A 21,866-nucleotide genomic window follows, 5' to 3' on the forward strand; every position below is an offset into this window, starting at 1 on the left:
TACCTCTTGTTTGCGCGTCAACTAAACGGTAACGTTCAGTTAAATCGGCGCAGTCAGCGCCGTTTTTACTCTTTGAAACCGACCAGGAAGGCGCTTTGTGAATCACACGACTGCTTTACCCATTGTGGTTGCTGGCGCTACAGGAGACTTGGGCCACCGCGTAGCCCGGGCGCTGGTTGAGCGCGGTGCCCATGTCGTAGCGCTGGTTCGGCCAGGCACTGAACAAGCGCGGCTGGCGGGCCTGCGCAATAGCGGCGTTGCGATCACGCCCGTTTCACTGGATGACGCTCAGGGCCTGCGCCGTGCCGTTGCCGGCTCGGGTTGCGTGGTGTCTACGCTCAACGGCCTGGGAGAGGTGATCATCGAGCAGCAAGGCAGGCTGTTGGAGGCCGCTGTAGCCGCTGGGGTGCCTCGGTTCATTCCCTCGGATTATTCGCTCGACTACACCCGTACCCGCCCTGGTGAAAACCGCAACCTGGACCTTCGCCGGCGCTTCGCCACCCAACTCGATACGGCCGACATCGCCGTCACCTCTGTCCTCAACGGCGGCTTTCTGGAGCTGCTCGAGGGCGACGCGCCTATCGTGCTGCCCGGACGCCGAGTACTGCATTTCGGTGACGCACAACAGCCGCTGGACTTCACTGCCAAGGACGACGTAGCCGCCTTCACCGCCGATGCCGCGCTCGATCACCACACGCCGCGTTTTCTGCGCATTGCCGGCAACAGCGTGACGCCTGCGCAGATTGCCAACATCCTGACCGAGCTGACCGGGCAGCACTACCGCACACTGCGCCCCGGGAATATCGGCACACTGTCCGCCCTTATCTCCGTGGTGCGCGCGCTTACGCCTGCCAGTAAAAAGCCCTTCCCCGCCTGGCAAGGGATGCAATACCTGCGAGACATGATGAGTGGGCGCGGCAAGCTGCTCAATCTGGACAACGACCGCTATGGCCAACGTGAATGGGCATCCGCCCGTGACACATTGGCCCGTACCCATGTGCAAGGGATCAACCCATGACCTACCCTCTCGAGTCGTTCCCCCTTCATATTCCCCAGGCGCAACTCGACGATCTGGCCGAGCGCCTGGCGCAAACCCGCTGGCCTGATCCCGAGACCGTGTCCGACAACAGCCAGGGACCTCGGCTTGAGCGCCTGCGGGCGCTGGTCGAGCGTTGGCGTAACGGCTATGACTGGCGGGCCACCGAAGCCCAACTTAACCAGTGGGACAGCAGCCGGACCGAGATCGACGGCCTTGGCATCCACTTTCTTCACATACGCTCGCCTCACCCTGACGCCCTGCCCTTGCTGATGACCCATGGCTGGCCAGGCTCCATTCTGGAGTTCAGGGCGATGATTGGCCCCCTCACCGACCCGACTGCCCATGGCGGCGAGGCCAGCGATGCGTTCCATCTGGTGATCCCGGCGCTACCGGGTTTTGGTTTCAGTGATAAGCCACGTTCGCCGGGCTGGGGCGTGGGCAAGACTGCGGCGGCCTGGGCGCAATTGATGGACCGTTTGGGATATGGCCAGCGCTGGGCCGCCCAAGGTGGCGACTGGGGCGCAGCCGTAACCACCGCACTTGGACACATGCGCCCGCCCGGCCTGATCGGCATTCACCTGAACATGGTGATGTACCAACCCACTGAAGATGAAATCGCGCAGGCCACCCCTGAAGAGCAACGCATGCTGGCTGACGCGCAACGCTATGAGCGAGAGCTGTCCGGTTACATGAAGGTGCAAAGCACCCGGCCGCAGTCGATAGGCTTCTCCCTAACGGATTCGCCCGTTGGCCTGGCGGCGTGGTTTTACGCGCTGTTTCAGGATGCCTCTGACAGCGGCGGAGCACCCGAGCGGGTCATCGAGCTCGATGCGCTGATCGACGACATCATGCTGTACTGGCTGCCTAATGCGGGTGCCAGCTCGGTCCGTTTCTATTGGGAGGGGATGCGCGAAATGCAACAGCAAGGCCCTGCACCCGCCGTCCCCATCCCTGCGGGCGTGAGTATGTTCCCGGGCGAGCTGCTTCGCCTGTCACGGCGCTGGGCACAGGCGCGTTTCGATGACCTGCGGTTCTTCGCTGACGCCGAGCACGGCGGCCACTTCGCTGCCATGGAGAACCCGGGAACGCTCACCGCGCATGTGCGTGAGACCTTCCGCCTGTTGCGTTGATACCTTTGCTTTGCTGGCTTGAGCGGCGGCACAGGCATCACATCGTCCAATCTGTAACAAAAACGAGAAAAATCTTCCGCCTGTAGAAGCTTTCCTACTATAAAAGGCTGCCAGCGACGCGCCGTGCACTTAAGTATCAAAATCGGAATCGCAAGAAACCACGCAGTCAGCAACGTATAAAACAAGCACCACCCAGGACATCCGGGAAGAAACTTACTACTCATGGACCATAAGGAAATTTCAAATGAACACGACAGATCAAGTACAAAGCCGGAGCGCGTATAGCGAGAAATGGCAGCAACGTTTCTCATTTTTTGACGAGCATGGCGCGCCAAACTCGCCGACTTTCAAGCCAGCATGGCTGAAGCTGCCTCTCAAACAAAGGATCAAGGTCAACGCGAACATCATCGCGTTTTTCTTCGGCCCGATTTACCTGTTCGTCCTGGGCTTGTGGAAGAAAAATCTGACGTTGATCGGCATTTTGCTGGCCATCAGTATCGTGTCGGAAATCTTTTACTCCGCAACCAACTTTGCCTACGCCAAACAGCTTGACTTGGCTGTGGGTGTCGTCATAAACGCCCTGTACGCAAGGACCACAAACTACGCCTATTACCTCAAGGAAATTAAAGGCGAACAAGGCTGGAACCCGTTCAAAGGCATGCGTTGGTAAGGTAAAGACGGACCGCAGAGCGTCGTAACTTTCACTGCCTCCGCGTTGTGAAAGACGAGCCTTGCCATGGTGTTGCGCGCACGCGATGCCATGGCCGCTACAGCATGAGCCAGACATTCAGGCGTCGCCCGACATTAGCCTGAACTGGTCAGCGCATTCGACATGTAGTAAACGTGTCGGATGCTCTGGCTCGCTGATTCCAGCCCGTCACGATTTCAGCGGCGGCGGGCTGGTCAGGGAACATTGAGCGCTGAGGGAGCTCACACCTCTTGCCTTTGAACCGTCCTGTTGGTGACCCCCTCTATGGAACACATACTCCCGGAAGCCTGGCTGAACGCGCTGCCGTTGCCTTGGCTCAATACCCTCGTGGCCGCCGCCGTCGCGATTGGCATCGCACTGTTAGGACGCTGGATTGCGCTGGTCTTGCTCCGCCGCGTCGCGAAATCCTTCGTCTTCGCTCAACAGCTCATTCATCGTGCCGAGCCCCCGACGTTGTGGCTGATTCCACTGCTGGCCCTGCAAACCGTCTGGACTTCTGCCCCCGATGATCTGATGTTGATCAATGGGGTTCGCCATCTGAACGGCATGCTGGTGGTGGCCGGGTTCACCTGGCTGGCGTTGAGTTGCGTGAAGGCCATTGGCGAAGCGGTCGCGATCCGCAATCCGCTGGACATTGAAGACAACCTGCAAGCACGCCGGATTCAGACGCAAGTGCGGGTGCTGGTGCGCTGCCTTAATGTGCTGGTGCTGCTGTTCGGCACAGGGCTGATTCTGATGAGCTTCCCCCCGGTGCGTCAGATCGGCACCAGCCTGCTGGCATCGGCAGGGCTTGCGGGACTGGCCGCCGGTTTCGCCGCAAAGCCGGTGCTGGGCAATTTGATCGCGGGTCTGCAAATCGCGATATCTCAGCCGATTCGCCTGGATGACGTGGTGATCGTTGAGGGCGAGTGGGGACGCATCGAAGAGATCAGCGGCACGTACGTGGTGCTGAAGATCTGGGATGAGCGGCGGATGGTGATTCCGTTGCAGTACTTCATCGAGAAGCCCTTTCAGAACTGGACGCGCAACACGTCGAGCCTGATTGGCTCGGTGTTTCTGTGGGTGGATTACGCGCTGCCGCTGGAGGAGTTGCGCGAAGAGGCGGAGCGTATCTGCAAGGAAATCCCGCACCTCTGGGATGGCCGCGTCTGCGTGCTGCAGGTCACGGACACCACCGATAAGGCGATGCAATTGCGGGTGTTGTTGAGCTCAGCGGATTCATCGCGCAGTTGGGATGCGCGGTGCCACATGCGCGAACGGCTAATCAGTTTCGTTGCCCGGCAATACCCGCAGTGCCTGCCTCAGCTGCGTGCGGAGATGTCTTCGCGCACCGTTCAGCCGGAGCGCGAAGGCCACGAAGCGCCGACAGAAATCGCGCGTCAGCCGCCAGTCTAAAAACAGGTAGCCGCAAGTTGCCCGGCCACCCGAGTGGTGGCCGGGCAAGCCTCACTGTCCGCCGCTGAACATCACAAACTTGCCCATCATCGCTGCGGCAAACTGTTGCGCCGGCATCTTCACGCCGTTGAAGTCCACCACGTCGTTGGCATAATGCAGGCTGGAGACGATGTTGTCGCCATCGACCTTGCCCACTTGCAACATGACCGCCATGCCGCCCACCGACTCTGCTGCTGCCTGCGCCTGTTGCGCGATGGCGGCGGGGTCAGTCAGACCCTCAGACTTGGCGCGCAGTGCGGCCAGGTCCTTGATCATCGGCTTGGAGAGCACCAGTTTGGCGTCCAGCTGAGTGAGCAACTGCTTGAGCAATTCCGCGCCCGGCTGATCAAGCGCCGAAGGATTACTCAAGTCCATGGACAGGCTGAACTGGCTCTCGCCGCTGGCCGTTTTGAGCGAGAGCTTTTCCAGCTCGATGTGCGGCTTGGCCCTCAGCATCTTGCTGACTTCGGCCTGCACCAGCGCCTGATCAGCCGGGCTCAAATGTGGCGTGTAGGTTTCACCCATCGCCGCGGCGGCTTGGGCTTGAGGCTGCACTTTCTCCTGATAGATCTTCATCAGCGCCTGGGTTGACGCGATGTCGAAGTTGCCGAACTTCCAGAGCATTTGCATGGCGCCGATGTCGCTGCCATTGAAGCTGATGTTACCGATGTCGTAGGTCACCTGAGCATTCAGGTTGCCTTCCACTTCCTGCAACAGGCTGGTGTTGACGAAGTCTTTGAGCTGAATGGCAGGCTGGCCCGCCGCCTGGAACGTAGCCGAGGCGATCTTCGCATCGGTGTGGCCCAGGTAGAAACCCGATTTGCCCTTGGTGCCACCCGTGTTGAAGGTGAAATCCTTGAGCGTCAGGTGCACCGGGCCTTCTTCGGAGGTCGCGGTGACGTCGACGCTGCCCAGCACACCGTTGGCCTCAAGCTTCTGGCCATCACCCGAGCCCGAGGCATTCAGGGTGAAACCGGAAAACTTGAACGCGCCGGTCTGATCGGTGAATTCGAATGGCAGCAACTCCACACGCCCCAATGCGGCGCGGTCATAGCCCATGCTGAAGTGGCCGGTCAGCGGCGGCTGGCCGTTGGTCATGGCAAACCATTTTTCGGAGAAGGCGTTTTTCTCGATCTGCATGTTGCTGGCGGCCATTACCGGTACCAGTTGCAGTGATTTCACGCGGCTCCACGGCAATGGTCCGTGCTCGATGTTGTCGACAAACAGCAGCTCGACCGGCTGGCCCTCATTGAATTTGGGGTCCTGGATATTCAGCTTGTAGTGCGCGGTGCTGGTGAAGAAGTGGCGGTCCAGGGAAAGGAGCTCAACACTCGCCTTGCCTTCATGCCCGACGAAGGCGGCTTGAAGCTGCTGATTGCCTTGCTGGATGGCGTCATTGAGCGCGCCTTCCAGCCGTTTTCCGGTGTACCAGGCGCCAGCGGTGATGAGGACGCCCGCAACCACAATGACGCCTACGGCGATGTTGACTGATTTTTTCATGTATCGACTCGAAGATGTCCGTTCTTGAAGAGAGGTCTTGCCTTCCTTGACCCCGGAGGGTTTCGGCGCCACACAAAGCGGCCGAGCAGCACCTTGCGCTGCCGAGAGCCCGGCGAGATTAGCACTTGGCGAGAAGGTTTTGCAGCCGTTGCGCCTAGCCACGACGTTCGCCGAAGCGTTAGGCTGGACGCCAATTTGCTAACGGGATCGATGAGATGAGCGAAGTGCAAAAGCCCAAGGGTCCGGTCAAGGCGGTTATCTTCGACATGGACGGCCTGCTGCTGGACACCGAAGGCATCTACACCGAAGTGACCGATACCATCGCCAAGCGGCATGGCAAGACGTTCGACTGGGCTGTGAAGCAGCATTCCATTGGCCGCGGCTCGCAGGATTTCGCTGAGTACGTGATCAGCGCGCTCGAGCTGCCGATGTCTCCCGAGGAGTTCCTGACCGTTCGCCAACCGATGCTGGACGAGCGCTTCCCGCACGCCTTGCCGATGCGTGGCGCCGAGGCACTGGTGCGTCACCTCGCCGAGCACAACATCCCGATTGCGGTGGGCACCAGTTCTTCCCTGCACTATTTCCACGCGAAGACGAGCAATCACCGCGCCTGGTTTGAGCTGTTTAAAGACGTGGTGACGGCGGATCACGCCGAGGTCACAGCGGCCAAGCCTGCGCCGGACATCTTCTTGGCCGCAGCGCGCCACCTTGGCGTAGACCCGAAGGATTGTCTTGTGTTTGAAGACTCGCCATTCGGCGTCACCGCTGCCAAGACCGCAGGGATGTATGCCGTGGCCGTGCCGGACTCACACATGCCGATCGAGCAATACGCGCACGCCGACCTGATATTGGGTTCGCTGACCGAGTTTCCTCTGGAGGATTGGGGTTTGCCGGGATTTGCCCGCTGATTATCTGAAATGCAGTAGCGCGCTTGCCCGCGATGGCGTTGGTCTACAACGAACGCGTGGACTGACTGAATGCATTCGCGGGCAAGCACGCTCCTACGTTGAGAGCGTAGTACTTCAAGCATTTGGCGCCCGCCTGGAAAGTCGACGCTTTTTTCATGCCGATAGGCTGCAGATCAACTCGTACGTCTAGCCTCATCCAACACGCGTCAAATCGACCCCCAGCGCACGAGCAAACGCCTTGACCAGTGGGCTCCGGGGGGCGTTGTGTCTCAGGATGAGGTTGACGGGTGTGCGTAAAAAGATCAGGTCGGGCCGCAAGGCGCGCAGCTGACCGTCGCGGATCAGATTGCGCGTGTAATGTGCGGGGAGAAAGCCGATGAAACGGCCGGTCAGGATCATCATGGCGACCGCTTCTACTTGGGAGGCGGAGGCGCTCTGGCTGTCGGAATTGACGAAGCTCGCCTTGTCACGATGGATCGCATACCGATGATTCACGATATCGAATGCGCGCAGGCTGTCGATGCTCAGAGCGCTGTCATCCGCCTCGAACAGCGGATGCCCCACTGCGCAATACGCGTGGGAGGTCTCTTCGTACAACTCGAAATAATCAAACTCTTCGCGCCGCTGATACACCGGCACGATGCCAAGACTCACGCGCCCTTCGACCATTGCGCGCTCGACTTCATCCAGTTGGGACGCTTGCACGCGCAGTCTGACTTTGGGCGCTTCATCGTGCATTAGTCTCAATGCGGCAATTAGCGGCGAACTTTTATCGGTCAGGGTGTTATCAATTACGCCGACACTCAAATCGCCAATCAACTCATTCTGCGCTGAACTAATCCGGTCGCGAAAACTGTCCACCGACGCGAACAATTCGATAGCCGCCTGATAGACCAGCTTGCCTTCTTCAGTGAGATGAAACCCCTCCCGGCCTCGTGTGCACAGGCGCATGCCGATACGGATTTCAAGGTCTGAAATCTGCTTGCTGATGGCTGCAAGGCCCACGTTCAGCTCGTTCTGTGCGGCGCTGAAGCCGCCCGCCTCCACCACGGCCTGAAAAACCCGCAACAGCTTGAAGTCCATTCCGCTGAGAGTAAGAGGGGGGCGTATTCCCGGTTTAGGCGGCACGTTTCCAGAATTGGAAAGTGGAGTTTCCATAATGCTTATTGACCTCGCCTATTGGATTCAACAGGCTCTGACTCACAACAAAAACGTGCCCGATTGATAATAATGAACACAGAAAAACCTGATTGGCAACCGCGCACGCGGTACTCCGCTTCATAGGTCGGAAGCGGATCCAACTTTAATTAACCTGACACTTTGATCAGGACTTTCACCTCGTAACTGCCCGCTATCCAGGACGAATCCTTTTTGTGCACCGTCGGGCCCTCGTCGTTGCACAAAGGCTGGGACGATTGAGCAGGTCAGGCAGGCGCGGTCTGCATACAGCTTCGGAGAGACACATGAATCAGAATCAGGCGGAGCAGCTGCAAGCCGAGCGCAGGAAGACCGAAAACGCGTTCGACATCACCCAGTACGAACACGTCCCACGCCGCTATTACGGGCGCATTTTCTTCGCGACCCTGATCATCATTGCCCTCGCCGGCCTGGCCCGCGCGTTTGCCAACGGGCAGATCGAGTGGAGTTATATCGGCCAGTTTCTGACCTCCGAAGCCATTCTGTGGGGACTGCTGAACACCATCATCATGTCGATTCTGGCGATGGTCCTCGGGGTGGTGATCGGCGTGATCACTGCCATCATGCGCATGTCGGCGAACCCGATTTTGCGTTACGTCGCGATCACCTACACCTGGCTGTTTCGCGGCACGCCGCTGATTTTGCAGTTGCTGCTGTGGTTTAACCTGGCGCTTATCTTCCCGGTCATTGGCATTCCCGGCGTGTTCGAGATCGACACGGTAAGCCTGATGACGCCCTTCGTTGCCGCGCTGTTGGGGCTGAGCATCAATCAGGGGGCGTACACCGCTGAGGTCGTGCGCGCAGGTTTGCTGTCCGTGGACACCGGTCAGTACGAAGCCGCCAAGTCCATCGGCATGCCGCGCCTGCAGGCACTGCGTCGGGTGATTCTTCCCCAGGCGATGCGCGTAATCATCCCGCCGGTCGGCAACGAATTCATCAGCATGGTGAAGATGACCAGCCTTGCCAGCGTCATCCAGTATTCCGAATTGCTGCACAACGCGCAGAACATCTACTACGCCAACGCCCGAGTCATGGAGCTGCTGATCGTCGCGGGGATCTGGTACCTGGCCGTGGTGACGGTCCTGTCGTTCGGCCAAAGCCGGCTGGAGCTGCGTTTTGCCCGCGGCGCCGGCAAGCGTTCGTAAGTCAGGCCCAGGAGAATCAGCATGAGAAACATCGTCAAAGCCGTCGGCCTGAACAAGTACTACGATCAGTTCCACGCTCTCAAAGACGTCAGCATTGAAGTCGAACAAGGCGAAGTCCTGTGCATCATCGGGCCCTCGGGGTCGGGCAAGAGCACGCTGCTGCGTTGCGTCAATCAGCTCGAAAAAATCGACAAGGGCGGTTTGTGGGTCGACGGCGAGCTGGTGGGCTACCGCATCGTTGGCAACAAACTGCACGAGCTGACGGACGCTCAGATTGCACGTCAGCGGTTGAGCACCGGAATGGTGTTTCAGCGCTTCAATCTCTTCCCGCACATGACCGCCTTGCAGAACGTGATCGAAGGCCCGATCCAGGTGCTCAAGCGCTCGCCCAAAGAGGCCAACGAAGAAGCCACCGAGTTACTGGCCCGCGTCGGGCTGGCGGACAAGCGTCATGCCTATCCCGTCGAGCTCTCCGGCGGCCAGCAACAGCGTGTCGCGATCGCTCGCGCATTGGCGATGCGGCCCAAGCTGATGCTGTTCGATGAACCCACTTCCGCCCTCGATCCGGAGTTGGTGGGCGAAGTGTTGTCGGTCATGCGTGACCTGGCGCACAGCGGCATGACCATGATCGTCGTGACACACGAACTGGGCTTTGCCCGCGAAGTTTCCAATCGGATGGTGTTCATGGACGGCGGCCAGATTGTGGAGGCCGGCACCCCGGAAGACATTCTAATAAGCCCACAAAACCCAAGAACCCAAAGCTTCATTTCTGCCGTTCGCACTTAAACCAGAACAAACGAGAACGACCATGAAAAAGATCCTCATCCCCAGTTTGCTCGCCGGCTTGATCGCGTCCGCGTCGGTGTTCGCCGCGCTCCCCGCCAGCCTCAAGGACAAGGGCGAAATCACCGCCGCCATCGTGCCGAACTACCCGCCGATGGACTTTAAAGACACCAGCACCAACACGCTAACCGGCCTGGATGTGGATCTCGGCAACGCCTTGGCCGAGCGCCTTGGCGTCAAGATCAAATGGCAGGAGACCGCCTTCGAGCAGATGGTCAGCGGCCTGGTGACCAAACGCTTCGATATCATTCTGTCGGGTATGACCGACACGGCCGAGCGGCAGAAGTCGGTGACGTTCATCGACTACTTCGCCAGCGGGCCGCAGCTGTACACGCTGACCAAAAACGCTGATCTGAATGAGCCCGCCGATCTGTGCGGCAAGAAAGTCGGCACCAGCCGCCGTACCACATGGCCTGCGGAAATCGCGGCGTGGAGCAAGGAAAACTGCGAAGCGAAAGGCAAGCCGGCGATCATCGTCAGCGGCTCCGAAGGTTCGGCTGACGCTCGCGCGCAGCTGCGTCAGGGTCGGCTGGACGCGGCGATGCAGGGCAGCGAAACCATTCCGTACCTGATGTCCCAGGAGAAGGACACCTACAAGCCGCTTGGCCTGGCGATTTCGAAACAGTTCACCGGCTTGGGCGTCAGCAAGTCCAACCCTGAACTGGCGGCGGCCATCGCCGAAGCGATGCAGGCCATGGTCGACGACGGTACCTACGGCAAGATCCTCAAAAAGTGGGAGCTGGAACAGGGCGCGGTGACCAAGGTGGGGATGAATCAAGGGCAGTAAACGGCTACGCGATGTATCACGGACGAACCCTAAGCACGGATTTCGGTTGGAGCGCGCTTGCCCGCGATTGAGGTGTGTCAGTCGATGAATAGAGATCAGGCATGACGCATTCGCGGGCAAGCGCGCTCCTACAGAAGGAAGCGCTGACATAAAGGAAACCAAGAGTGCTCACCTACTCCCTCGTCATCCGCCGCTTGATGATCTGCTCATTGACCATCGTCATGAGCCGGGCGATGACCAGCCCGCTGCTGACGCTTTTCCTGAGTACGAGACTGGGGCTCAACCAGCAAGACGTCGGGCTGCTGATGGGCATCGCGGTGTTCATCGCCACGCTGCTGGGGCTGTATGGTGGCTACGTCATTGACCGGCTGGAAAAGCGGAAATTGCTGATCCTGGCGATGCTGTCCAGTGCCGTCGGCTTCGCGCTGCTGACCTTCGCCCACAACGTCTACCTGACGACCCTCACGCTGGTGATCACTGAAACGGCCTCGGCGCTGTTCCTGATCGGCTCAAAGGCAATCATCAGCGAAAACCTGCCCATCGGGCAGCGGGCGAAGGTTTTCTCGCTGCGCTATACCCTCACCAACATTGGCTACGCCACAGGCCCGATGCTGGGCGTGATCATTGCCGGGCACCTGCCATTGGCGCCGTTTTTCATCGCCAGCGCCATCGCGTTCTGCAGTCTTTTCTTGATGCTCGGCATCCCGCGCACAGTCGCAGATACCGAACACCCACCGCGCAGCTTTCTCGACACTCTGATCACGCTGAAAAACGATCGCACGCTGATTCTGTTCACGGGCGGCAGCTTGCTCAGCACCATCGTGCATGGCCGGTATACGTTGTACCTGTCGCAGTTTCTGCTGGTCACGCACACCGCGGAACAGGCGTTGAAAATCCTGTCAGCCGTTCTGGCTTGCAACGCGGTGACGGTGATTTTGATGCAGTACCAGATTGGCCGCTTTCTCAAGCGCGAGCTGCTGCCGTACTGGATCTGCCTCGGCACAGCTTTGTTTGCGATCGGGCTCATCGGCTTCAGTTTTGCCGAAACGACCCTGGCTTGGTGCGCTGCGATGTTCGTTTTCACCTTAGGCGAGATGATCATTTACCCCGCCGAATACCTGTTCGTCGACACCATCGCACCTGATCACCTTCGCGGCAGCTACTTGGGTGCGCAGAATCTGGCAGCCTTCGGCGGAGCGTTGAGCCCGGTGATCTGCGGCTACTTATTGATCAATAGCCCCGCGCCGACCATGTTTTATGTCCTTGCGTGCCTGACCGCCATGGGCGGCACATTGTGCTTTCTGGCCGGGCGACACGCGAAGCTCACTCACGCTGACATTTCCTTGTGACCCCGTGCCCGGCCACACGCGGCTCCGTCAATTTGTCACTTTTCAAAACCCGCCCAAACAGGTGAGTATGTCCGGCCTAGAGCTGTCGGTCTGATCGGTCTTTACGAGGCCCCTTGCAAGCCTGTCCCAGACTGTCCTGATTTCCACTTCCCCGACGAAAAGGATATCGAGCAATGAAATACCGCACCCTTGGCCAATCCGGCCTCCAGGTTTCAACGCTGACGCTGGGCTCCATGATGTTCGGCGTGCAGACGGGCACCGAGGAATCCCTGCGCATCATCGACAAGGCCTGGGATGAAGGCGTCAACTTCATCGACACGGCCAACGTCTACAACGCCGGCCGGTCTGAGGAAATCGTTGGCGAGGCCATCGCCAGACGGCGCAGCGAGTGGGTCCTTGCCACCAAAGTTGGCAGCAGCTCGGGCAATACAGCACCGAACTCCAGCGGCCTGAATCGCAAGCACATCTTTAATGAAATCGAATCCAGCCTGCGTCGTCTCGACACCGATTACATCGACATCCATTATCTGCACAAGGAAGACCACAACACGCCACTCGAAGTGACCGTGTCTGCCATTGGCGACCTGATTCGCGAGGGCAAGATCCGGTACTGGGGCGTGTCGAATTTCCGCGGCTGGCGTATCGCTGAGGTGGTCAATGTCGCTCAGCGTCTGGGCGTCGACAAACCGGTGATCAGCCAGCCGCTGTACAACATCGTCAACCGTCAGGCCGAGCTGGAGCAGATCACTGCAGCGAAGTTCTACGGCTTGGGTGTTGTGCCCTACAGCCCGCTGGCGCGCGGCGTGTTGAGTGGCAAGTACGCCCCCGACGTAACGCCGGACAGCAGCACCCGCGCCGGCCGTCAGGACAAGCGCATTCTGGAAACCGAATGGCGCAGCGAGTCCTTGCACATCGCCCAGAAACTGCAGGCGTATACCCAGGCCAAAGGTGTAGGTCTGGTGGAATTCGCCATCGCCTGGGTGCTGAACAACCAGGCCGTGACTTCAGCGATCGTCGGACCGCGCACCGAGGAACAATGGGACAGCTACACCAAAGCGCTCAGCGTGAACATCACTGCCGAGGACGAAGCGTTCATCGACTCCCTCGTGACACCCGGGCATGCGTCCACGCCGGGTTTCAATGATGTGCAGCATTTCGTGACAGGCCGCTATATCTGATATCGATCAGCTGTGAAGCCGCCTCGGTTGCCGCGAATGCCTTGCGTAACCGAGGCTGGACATCCCGTTCCCAATCCCCGATTGATGGCAATACCTGTACGCTCAATCCCTTGTAGAATGCGGCGCCGAGGCAGCACGCTAATCTTGTATCAAAGTTTGACAAGGCCAGCAGTGGTCTCTAGTGTTTCATTGGATCCAATAACTGGTCAGCCGAAGAAGATCAAGCATGCGCAGGACTGAGAAAGAGCAATTTCTGCGGGAAACCCTGGGTGATGAGCAGCCGCCTGCGCATCTGGCGCGTGCCGTCATCGAAGAAAAACTGCGCAGCGCCATCCTTGAAGGTCGCCTCCCGGCAGGCATTGCCCTGCGCCAGCAAGAGCTGGCGACGCTTTTCGGTGTCAGCCGTATGCCCGTCCGCGAGGCGCTGCGTCAGCTGGAAGCTCAATCGTTGCTGCGCGTCGAGACCCACAAAGGTGCGGTCGTTGCCCCGTTGATCAACGAGGACGCTACGGATGCCTACGCGTTGCGCATCCTGCTGGAGTCCGAGGCTCTGCGCCAGTCCATCCCGCTGCTGACCGCCGAAGACATCAACACGGCGCGTGGGTACATCGAACAGCTTGAGGTCGAAACCGACTACAGCATCATGGGTACGCTCAACCGCCAGTTCCATATGACGCTGTATTCGAAAGCGCACAACAAGCGCCTGCTCAAACTGGTCGAGGACGGCTTGAACGAGGAAGAGCGCTTCTTGCGTTTCAATCTCAAGCAAATGAACCTGGGCAAGGTGTCCCAACACGACCACCTTGAATTGCTGGAGATGGCCGGCGCCGGTGATGTGGACGCCACGGTTGACGCGCTGACTCACCACTTGAATCGTGGTGTTGAAGCCATCAATGCCTACTTGAGCGCCCGTAGGGCGGAAGAGGCAAAACCTGCGGTGGCCTCACGAAAACGTGCCGTCACCCAGTGACATTCACTGCTGTTTTCAATCTTGACCTTGCTCGCCACTGGCTAATCGGCCGAGAAGCACAAGGGATCAACGAACGCCGTTCATGATGGCGTATGCGCCGAAGGACCCGGCTCCACGGTTATGACGCCTTTATCAAGGCTCGGGGAAGCTGAGTGCAAGCCGAAAAGAACAAATGGCTGATGGTGGTCAATTCCGGACAACCCGTCAGAACCCGCCTGATTTGCTGTCCTCACGTAGGAGGCGATCCGGAGCATTTCCGTGACTGGTCCGAAGGCCTTGCCGATCACATCGAGCTGGTAACGCTGCGTCTGCCCGGCCACGGCAGTCGGCTCAAGGAAACGCCCTACGATCAATGGGCGCCCTTGCTGCAAGACACCTTCCTCGCGTTGCAGCCCTATCTGAGCGAACCCCACGCGTTTTACGGCCACAGCTTCGGCGGTCGGGTCGCTTATGAAATGGCCAGGCTGGCGCAGAATCATTACCCGAATCTGACCCGTCACCTGTTCATTTCAGGCTGCCGCAGCCCTGACAGCCGACAACCTTGGCCGTTTTTGCACACACTGCCGCAAGACGACTTCATCCAAGCGCTGATCAGGTTGGGCGTGCTCCCGAACACGTTCGCGCAGGATAAGAAACGCCTGAAGCTGCTGGAGCCTGTCGTGCGCAGCGACGTAAAGCTGTCGGAGATCTGGTCACACTGCGCGGACGAGGGCCTCGACATCCCGTTGACCGGTCTCTACGGCAGCGATGACCCCGTCGCCACGGCCGCCAGCATGATGAAATGGCGGGAGTTCACTCGTCGCGAGTTCGAACTGATCGAAGTGCGCGGCACTCATGACTTTCTCAGCTCGCAACGCGACCGCCTGCTACACATCATCAACACGCACCTTGGCTTGCTGGGCGGCTGAAGAAAAGCCGCCGCCCTCTTCTTCTGCATCGACTCCTTAAGCTCTTCCTTCTGACGTCTCCTACGACCAAAAACCGGCCCGCCTACGCTCGGGCCGTCGCTAATGCACCTATCGTGAAACTTGGCCGTCGTTGACGCGGTGCACCGCCGTGTTCAGGCAAACTCGGACGACGAATCGGTCTGCAGCCGGTTCAGGAAAGGCAGTTCTCATGGAGCGGCAAAAGGAGCGTTGCCCTGGGCGGAGACATTGAAGTGAACCCTGAATGTCGCCCAAACCAAAAATTCCCGAAAACTGTATTAGCCCGATAAAGCGCAACGCTGAACGAGGTATTCGTTCATTAATTTCAATTCTGGCCCTAATAAGCCGGAAGGGTTGCGCTCGCCCCAATAAAACTTTATTCAGAAGTTTTATCGCTTTCTCTCGCGGCCGATTTATATACGCCGTTAATTATATTAAAAAGTATTTGCGAAACCATTTGAAACTGTTCTAACGTTTTCTGGCCGCCACCGTTTAAGGGCTATACGCCCACAGACGCTGGTCAGCAAGGGCATAGGCCAAGTGAGCATGCCGGATTCCAGCCTGCACGATTATTGACCATTAACGAAGTAACGTTCGCAGCTCCTTATTGCCCGACATTTACGGAAGTCATGTTGTCTGCGGTTAATACGGCAACTTAAGACGACCACCATTTTTCGGCAATTAAAGAGTTCGTGACGCACTCGATCTATCAAGGACGTAACAATGGATATTCTCAAACAGCAACTTATCGCAAAGAAATCAGAACTTAGCGCGCACCCTGTTTTTTCCGAAATTGATTCACTGCACACCCTGCAGCGGTTCATGGAGGTGCATGTGTTCGCGGTCTGGGACTTTATGTCACTGACCAAACGTCTGCAGCAGGAACTGACGTGCACCCGACTCCCCTGGCTGCCGCCGCGAGATCCGAAGGCAGCGCGGCTCATCAACGAAATCGTGTTGGGTGAGGAGTCGGATGACCGGCCGGGACGCCACGATCATTACAGCCACTTCGAACTGTACCTGGACGCCATGCGAGAGATCGGTGCAAGTACGGCGCGCATCGAGCATTTCGTCGAACTGTTGCGCGAAGGCATTCACTACAAAACAGCGCTCGACAGCGTCGGCGCAGGCAGAGCGGCCACGCACTTCGTCCGCGACACGCTCGACATCGCTTTGAATGCGCCGGCGCATTGCGTGGCTGCCGCGTTCCTGCACGGTCGCGAGAGCGTTATCCCACAGATGTTCCAGCGGATTCTCGACGATTGGGGCATCACTGCCGACAAGGCACCGACCTTCCGCTACTACCTGGAACGCCACATCGAGGTGGACTCCGAAGACCACGGTCCGGCTGCGGAATCATTGCTGGCCAGGCTAGTCGCGGGCAATGAACAGCACCAGCGCGAGGTGTATGCCGCCGCCATCGCCGCGGTCGAAAGCCGCATCGCGCTGTGGGACGCCCTGCGCCTGACCCTGCGTGAAACGGCGCGGGAAGTCAGCGCATGAGCCCGTCCCGCCTCCGTAACCCAGAAGCCCTCCACACAAGGACGCCATGATGAAAGCCGAAGACTACCTGTCATTCGTCGATGCCTGGGAAGGCCGCGCGACGATTCGGACACGCCCGCGCCGCATCGTCGAAAACGATGAAAAGCTGATCTACCCGCTCAGCCGGCAGCCACTGGTGATAAGCGAGACGTTCACCCGCGAATGCGCCCATCTGCTCGATCTGGCGCTGGTGCAGAGCCTGTACAAGTTCATCAACGACGTCGTGATTTTCGAGACCGAAATCGTCGACAAGACCGCGCGAAGCATCGCCAAAGACAACTTCGCGATTCGCTTTCCCTTCGCTTGCCGCTACGACGCCATGACCGTGGTCGTCGATGAGGATTACCACGCTCTGGTGGCGATGGACTTCATGCAGCAAACCATCGCACTGACCGGCGTCCAGCCGATCCCGTTGCCGCAGGAAATCGAACTCAGCCGGGCCATTCCCGCTGCACTGGCACTGGCGCCAGAACACTTGCGCAGCCCAGTCGAACTCATCTGCGTGGCGATTGCCGAGAACACCGTGACCAACGACGTGGCCGCGTTCGCCAAAGACGACACGGTGAAGCAGTCCGTCAAAGGCCTGATGGCGGACCACCTGCTTGATGAAGGACGGCACTCCGGTTTCTGGGCGCGTCTGGTCAGGATCTACTGGCACGCAGCGCCCGAACAGGACAAGCAGCTCATTGCGCAGATCTTGCCAGTGTTCATTGCTCAGTATTTGACCAATGACATCCAGAAGTCTTTTGACTTCGTTCTGATCAACAGCTTACCCGTCGCAGAACCGATCAAACGCGCTCTGAGGGAAGAGACGCAGGCGATGTGCTTCCCGATCAATCGCCACCATCCGCTGGTGGGCAACATCATGCGTTTCTTCACCTCCAGCTCGATGCTCGACTCCCCCTGCGTTCAGCGCGCCCTTGCCGACTATCTAACGGCCGGAGGCCTGCAATGAAGCGCCTGGAGATTGTGCTTATCGGTCATAGCCAGGCGATGAGTGAGCTGAGTGCAGAGCTGGACGCCCACGGGCACCTGATTCACCATCTGCGCGATGAGGCCACGCTTGAGCTGACAGCGCTGAAGGAGGCGCCGCTCCTCATCGAAGACGGCACGCTGGACCTGTCCCATGCAGGATTGGGCGCGTTCAAGAAAGCCGTTCATCTGGGCCTCCGGATGGGGCTTATGCAGGGGAGCGAGCAGGCACTGCCTCAGCTGGAGATATTGTGCTGGCTCGGGACAGCTACGGCGCAGCGCTTGATCGCACGCCATGCCGTGGCTGCCACGCTTTCCGGTAATGGACGCGTGCTGAGGGATGCCGCGGTCGCAACGCTGGTCGATAACGTAGCGATGCTGGTCAGCCGGTTCTCGCGTGATACCGAGTATTTTGCGCGCGCCGGGCGCGTCGACCCTCCGCACAGCGAGCGCCAGGAAAGCCTCCTGCGGCTGGACCGACTGGCCTTCGAGCACTGCTTCAACTTCACTGCGGCGCCAGAATTGCTGCGCGTTGCCGAGCAGACGCTGGTAGCACGCCTGGATCATAGCTTCAGCGAATTCGCCGGGCGCACTGCGCTGAGTATCGACGGCGAGCGCATCAGCTATGACCAACTGCGCGCGCACAGCGTCGCGATCCAGACGCAGATACAGGCCATGCTGCCGCACGCATCAGCTGGACCGTTGGTGATTGGTATTTGTATGCCGAAATCTGCGGCGCTGTTCGCAGGGATCCTTGCCATCCTGGGCAACGGAGCCGTGTACCTGCCATTGGACCCCAGCCAGCCTCTACAGCGTCAGCAGTACATCCTAGAAAACGCGCATGCCTGTTTGTTTTTGCACGATGGGACTCATCCGCTGGCGGGCGTTGCTGTGCCGGGGCTGGATATCAGTCACATCGGGATCGTGCCGACGGCGCAGTCGCTGATGCGCTATCGCCCAGAGACCGACGCGCCGTGCATGGCGCTGTACACCTCGGGCACGACCGGACACCCGAAAGGCGTGATGCTCAGTCAGCGCAACCTGAGCCATTTCACGGCCTGGTATGCACACTATGTCGAGCTCTCCGAACACAGCCGTGTGCTGCAGTTCTCGACGCTGAGTTTTGATTCGTCGGTCATCGACATATTCCCCACGCTGCTTAGCGGCGCTGAACTGATTGTTGCGAGCGACGACCAGCGTCGTGATCCGCTGCAACTGTTTGAGCTGCTCGATCTGAATCTCAGCCACGCGTTTCTGCCACCCGCCTTGTTGAGCATCCTGCCGATTGACCGACCGCTGAAGCTCAAGCACTTGTGCACCGGCGGTGATGTCTGCGAGCCCTACGTGATTGAACGCCTGGCAGCGCAATGTCACTTCCACAACCTGTACGGCCCGACTGAGGCCACGGTGCTGATCACAGCCGGCCGGTTTCAACCCGGCGGGAGCAACCGCAACTTGGGTCAACCGATCGCCAACAGTCAGGTCCTGATTCTCGACGAGGATATGCAGCCCGTCGCGGACCAGATGCCCGGCGAGCTCTACATCGTCGGGCCGGGCGTGTGCCTAGGTTACATCAACAACCCTGCGCTTACCGATGAGCGCTATGTGCATGTCGCGCTGGGTGATGGCCAAAGCGTGCGCGCCTATCGCACCGGGGACATCGGCAAATGGACGAGTGATGGCATCGAGTTGTCCGGGCGACGTGACAACCAGGTGAAGATCCGGGGATTCAGGGTCGAGCCTGAGGAGATCGAGCATTGCCTGCGCGACAGCCAGCTGTACCGCCAAGTTGCGGTGGTGATTGACGACCAGCGACGCATCCTGGCTTTTCTCGCGCAACCGCACGGCGTAGAACCTGACGCCGCTCGGCGTTTGCTCAAGGACCATGTCGCCGCTTTGTTGCCCGACTATATGCGGCCGAACGCCTACACGGAGTTGGCGAGCATGCCGTTTGCCAGCAATGGCAAGATCGATCGCAAAGCGCTGTTGCAGCTGCCCGTGAAAATGCTGGAGCAAGCCCCGCGTCGTTTGCCCGACACAGAAAACGAGAGGCTGCTACTTACGTTGTGGGCGGATCTGCTCGAACTTCCGCCAGGCGAAATCTCAACCGACGAGAGCTTCTTCAATTTGGGTGGCCACTCGATTCTGCTGTCGCAGATGCTGCTAGGGATTCGCGAACGATTCGGCCGCAGCATCCCTATCAATCGCTTCATCGAGGCGCCAACGCTGACCAATCTGGCGTCACTGCTCGACAGCGACGGCACCACCTCATGGACCGTCAGCCCGAAAGCATCCATGGATGCTTCGGCGCCCTTCGAGCTGCCGGTACTGCCTGTGGAGCGCATGGGCGACGTCCATAAAGTCATCGTCACTGGTGCCAACGGTTTTCTTGGTGTTCACATCGTCGAAGCGCTGTTGGCGTGGGGCGCAACCGAGGTTGCCTGCCTGATACGTGAAAGCGCAGGGATGACGGCGCAAGACCGCTTTATCCAGGCAATGCGCGAAAACCGTCTTCAGCATTTGGATCTGGCGCGAGTACGGGTTTATGCCGCCGACGTCACACGGCCACAGCTCGGGTTGAGCAACGAGGTGCATGAGCGGCTTGATCGCGAGTTTGGCGCGCTGGTGCATAACGCCGCGAACGTCAACCATGTCCAGGATTACGAAACGCTGGCCAAGGATAACGTTGAGCCGATCTTCGAGTGTTTGAAGTTGTGCGAAGGGCGCAGCAAGAAAGTGTTCAACTTCGTGTCGACGCTTTCAGCTTCAAGCGCCGTTGGGGCTGACGGTCGCGTCCTCGAAGCTCCTGCTGCCGAGACACCGCCGATCTACATCAAGAACGGCTACAACCTCTCCAAGTGGGTCGCCGAGCGCATTCTGCAGCAAGCCCGTGAGCGAGGCGCGTGGGTGAACATCTACCGGCCCGGCAATATTGCATTCAACAGTACGACCGGTGTCTGCCAGCCGCACAAAAACCGCCTGATGCTCATGCTCAAGGGTTCGATGCAACTGGGCCAGGTTCCAGACTTCTCCATGACCTTCGACCTGATGCCTGTCGATTTCCTCGCCCGATTCATCGGCTTTCACGCCAGTCGTTACCAGCCAGCCCACGCAGTCTTCAACCTCCACAACCCGGAGCCGTTGAGCTGGAGCAATTACGTCAGCGCGTTCCGTGAAGCGGGCAGTGATTTCGAGATGGTCAGCGTCAGTGAGTGGCAAACCCAGTTGAATCGGGTGGACAGCGAGAACGCTTTATTCGGCGTGCTCGGCTTTTACCTCGACGGGTTTGAGGAAGACATCGGAGACATATCGATGATCGCGTACCAGAACGCCCATGCGGGTGTTCAACGGATGGGCGAGTGCTACCCCTCGAAAACCCCGGCGCTGCTGCGCAAGGGCTGCGAGTACCTGAAGGAGATTGCCTTCATCTGATACACCCCAACGCAACTTCCCCTTAAGTTATGGAGAACAACATGAACGCTATTCAGCCGCTCAACACCCTTGGCTCCCTTTCCCCCGATACGTTGATTACCAATCCTGGTGGGGAACCGGTGGTGTCTGCAATCTCGATAAACGCACCGGCGCGTGAGGTCTGGAAGGTCGTAGGCGATTTCGGTGGTTTCACCCGGTTCATTCCGGAGCTTGAAAGCATCGAAGTGGTTGGCGAAGGTCCTGGGTCGGTACGTTACAAGAAATTCAAGGAGGGTGGCCTGCGGGTTGTCGAGCAACTCAACTCACACGACGATGACGCGATGGCTATGACTTGGACAACCATCTACAACAACCTTGGCGTCAGCAAGCTCTGGGCCTCGATGACGGTTTTCCCCAAGGACAGTGCCAGTTGTGTCGCTACCTGGACCATCGTTGCCGAGCCTACTGATGACAACTCGATGGACGCTGAGGGCTTCAGAGAGTTTTTACAGGGCTTCGCTGATGGTGCAATGAAGAACGTGCCAGTAGCTCTAGTCCGCTCAGGGGATTAAGCCTACTGCGCATCAGTGCAGGGAGCGTAGACGACAAAACCCCAGTCTGCGTAAGCAAACTGGGGTTTCGGAATTCAATCTTGACGATGACCTACTCTCACATGGGGAAACCCCACACTACCATCGGCGATGCACCGTTTCACTGCTGAGTTCGGGATGGGATCAGGTGGTTCCAGCACTCTATGGTCGTCAAGAAATTCTGTAGCCGATCCGTTACTGACGTAACGTTCCAGCGAAAATGTATGACCTTCACT

The 21,866-nt window shown here is 58.8% G+C and carries 18 protein-coding genes and 1 rRNA gene; 16 read left to right on the forward strand and 3 right to left on the reverse strand.

What is annotated here, in order from left to right; all coding sequences use genetic code 11:
• Positions 1-97 precede the first annotated feature (97 nt).
• From L4G42_RS07645 to L4G42_RS07660, 4 genes are all read left to right on the forward strand, one after another.
• A complete protein-coding gene (locus L4G42_RS07645; RefSeq protein WP_237252773.1) occupies positions 98-1,018 on the forward strand; it encodes an NmrA family NAD(P)-binding protein in 921 nt (306 codons plus the stop codon).
• Positions 1,015-2,169: an epoxide hydrolase family protein gene (locus tag L4G42_RS07650; protein WP_237260724.1), complete on the forward strand. Its 1,155-nt coding sequence runs from the start codon at positions 1,015-1,017 to the stop codon at positions 2,167-2,169. The genes L4G42_RS07645 and L4G42_RS07650 overlap by 4 nt, the downstream gene beginning before the upstream one ends.
• A gap of 244 nt (positions 2,170-2,413) precedes the next feature.
• Positions 2,414-2,839: a DUF2628 domain-containing protein gene (locus tag L4G42_RS07655; RefSeq protein ID WP_237252770.1), complete on the forward strand. Its 426-nt coding sequence runs from the start codon at positions 2,414-2,416 to the stop codon at positions 2,837-2,839.
• Between the two features lie 303 nt (positions 2,840-3,142).
• Positions 3,143-4,273 carry a mechanosensitive ion channel family protein gene (locus L4G42_RS07660; protein WP_237252768.1) on the forward strand — a complete coding sequence of 377 codons (1,131 nt, stop codon included), beginning with the start codon at positions 3,143-3,145 and terminating at the stop codon, positions 4,271-4,273.
• 51 nt (positions 4,274-4,324) lie between these two features.
• Here the strand turns inward: L4G42_RS07660 and L4G42_RS07665 are convergent, their stop codons facing one another.
• Positions 4,325-5,812, reverse strand: a complete 1,488-nt coding sequence (locus tag L4G42_RS07665; RefSeq protein WP_237259751.1) for a YdgA family protein — start codon at positions 5,810-5,812, stop codon at positions 4,325-4,327.
• A 215-nt stretch (positions 5,813-6,027) separates the two neighbouring features.
• On the opposite strand from L4G42_RS07665, the gene L4G42_RS07670 reads away from it, so the two are divergent.
• Entirely contained in the window at positions 6,028-6,720 is a 693-nt protein-coding gene (locus tag L4G42_RS07670) for an HAD-IA family hydrolase (RefSeq protein WP_237252764.1), read from the forward strand.
• A 192-nt stretch (positions 6,721-6,912) separates the two neighbouring features.
• On the opposite strand, the gene L4G42_RS07675 is transcribed toward L4G42_RS07670, so the two are convergent.
• Positions 6,913-7,878: a LysR family transcriptional regulator gene (locus tag L4G42_RS07675; RefSeq protein WP_237252762.1), complete on the reverse strand. Its 966-nt coding sequence runs from the start codon at positions 7,876-7,878 to the stop codon at positions 6,913-6,915.
• A 305-nt stretch (positions 7,879-8,183) separates the two neighbouring features.
• On the opposite strand from L4G42_RS07675, the gene L4G42_RS07680 reads away from it, so the two are divergent.
• The 11 genes from L4G42_RS07680 to L4G42_RS07730 all read left to right on the forward strand — a co-directional run bounded on the left by L4G42_RS07680 (position 8,184) and on the right by L4G42_RS07730 (position 21,612).
• Entirely contained in the window at positions 8,184-9,062 is an 879-nt protein-coding gene (locus tag L4G42_RS07680) for an amino acid ABC transporter permease (RefSeq protein ID WP_237252760.1), read from the forward strand.
• A gap of 21 nt (positions 9,063-9,083) precedes the next feature.
• The gene (locus L4G42_RS07685) at positions 9,084-9,848 is read left to right on the forward strand and encodes an amino acid ABC transporter ATP-binding protein (protein WP_237252759.1); all 765 of its coding nucleotides are present in this window, start codon (positions 9,084-9,086) and stop codon (positions 9,846-9,848) included.
• Between the two features lie 22 nt (positions 9,849-9,870).
• Complete coding sequence (locus tag L4G42_RS07690; RefSeq protein WP_237252757.1) at positions 9,871-10,692, forward strand: ABC transporter substrate-binding protein; 822 nt, start codon at positions 9,871-9,873, stop codon at positions 10,690-10,692.
• A 164-nt stretch (positions 10,693-10,856) separates the two neighbouring features.
• A complete protein-coding gene (locus tag L4G42_RS07695; RefSeq protein ID WP_237252755.1) occupies positions 10,857-12,041 on the forward strand; it encodes an MFS transporter in 1,185 nt (394 codons plus the stop codon).
• Between the two features lie 173 nt (positions 12,042-12,214).
• The gene (locus L4G42_RS07700; protein WP_237252753.1) at positions 12,215-13,219 is read left to right on the forward strand and encodes an aldo/keto reductase; all 1,005 of its coding nucleotides are present in this window, start codon (positions 12,215-12,217) and stop codon (positions 13,217-13,219) included.
• Positions 13,220-13,445: 226 nt separating this feature from the next.
• Positions 13,446-14,189: a GntR family transcriptional regulator gene (locus tag L4G42_RS07705; RefSeq protein ID WP_237252744.1), complete on the forward strand. Its 744-nt coding sequence runs from the start codon at positions 13,446-13,448 to the stop codon at positions 14,187-14,189.
• Between the two features lie 152 nt (positions 14,190-14,341).
• On the forward strand, positions 14,342-15,097 hold the full coding sequence (locus tag L4G42_RS07710; RefSeq protein WP_237252742.1) for a thioesterase II family protein: 756 nt from the start codon (positions 14,342-14,344) through the stop codon (positions 15,095-15,097).
• A 741-nt stretch (positions 15,098-15,838) separates the two neighbouring features.
• Entirely contained in the window at positions 15,839-16,618 is a 780-nt protein-coding gene (locus L4G42_RS07715; RefSeq protein ID WP_237252740.1) for a DUF3050 domain-containing protein, read from the forward strand.
• Positions 16,619-16,667: 49 nt separating this feature from the next.
• Entirely contained in the window at positions 16,668-17,612 is a 945-nt protein-coding gene (locus tag L4G42_RS07720; protein ID WP_237252738.1) for a diiron oxygenase, read from the forward strand.
• Positions 17,609-21,061, forward strand: coding sequence for a non-ribosomal peptide synthetase (locus L4G42_RS07725; protein WP_237260726.1), 3,453 nt, complete (start codon positions 17,609-17,611; stop codon positions 21,059-21,061). Before L4G42_RS07720 ends, L4G42_RS07725 begins: the two co-directional genes overlap by 4 nt.
• A gap of 41 nt (positions 21,062-21,102) precedes the next feature.
• Positions 21,103-21,612, forward strand: coding sequence for an SRPBCC family protein (locus L4G42_RS07730; protein ID WP_237252734.1), 510 nt, complete (start codon positions 21,103-21,105; stop codon positions 21,610-21,612).
• Positions 21,613-21,690: 78 nt separating this feature from the next.
• Here the strand turns inward: L4G42_RS07730 and rrf are convergent.
• Positions 21,691-21,806: ribosomal RNA gene (gene rrf, locus L4G42_RS07735) — 5S ribosomal RNA — on the reverse strand.
• Positions 21,807-21,866 lie beyond the last annotated feature (60 nt).

This window comes from Pseudomonas petrae (assembly GCF_021728295.1).
GTDB lineage: Bacteria > Pseudomonadota > Gammaproteobacteria > Pseudomonadales > Pseudomonadaceae > Aquipseudomonas > Aquipseudomonas petrae.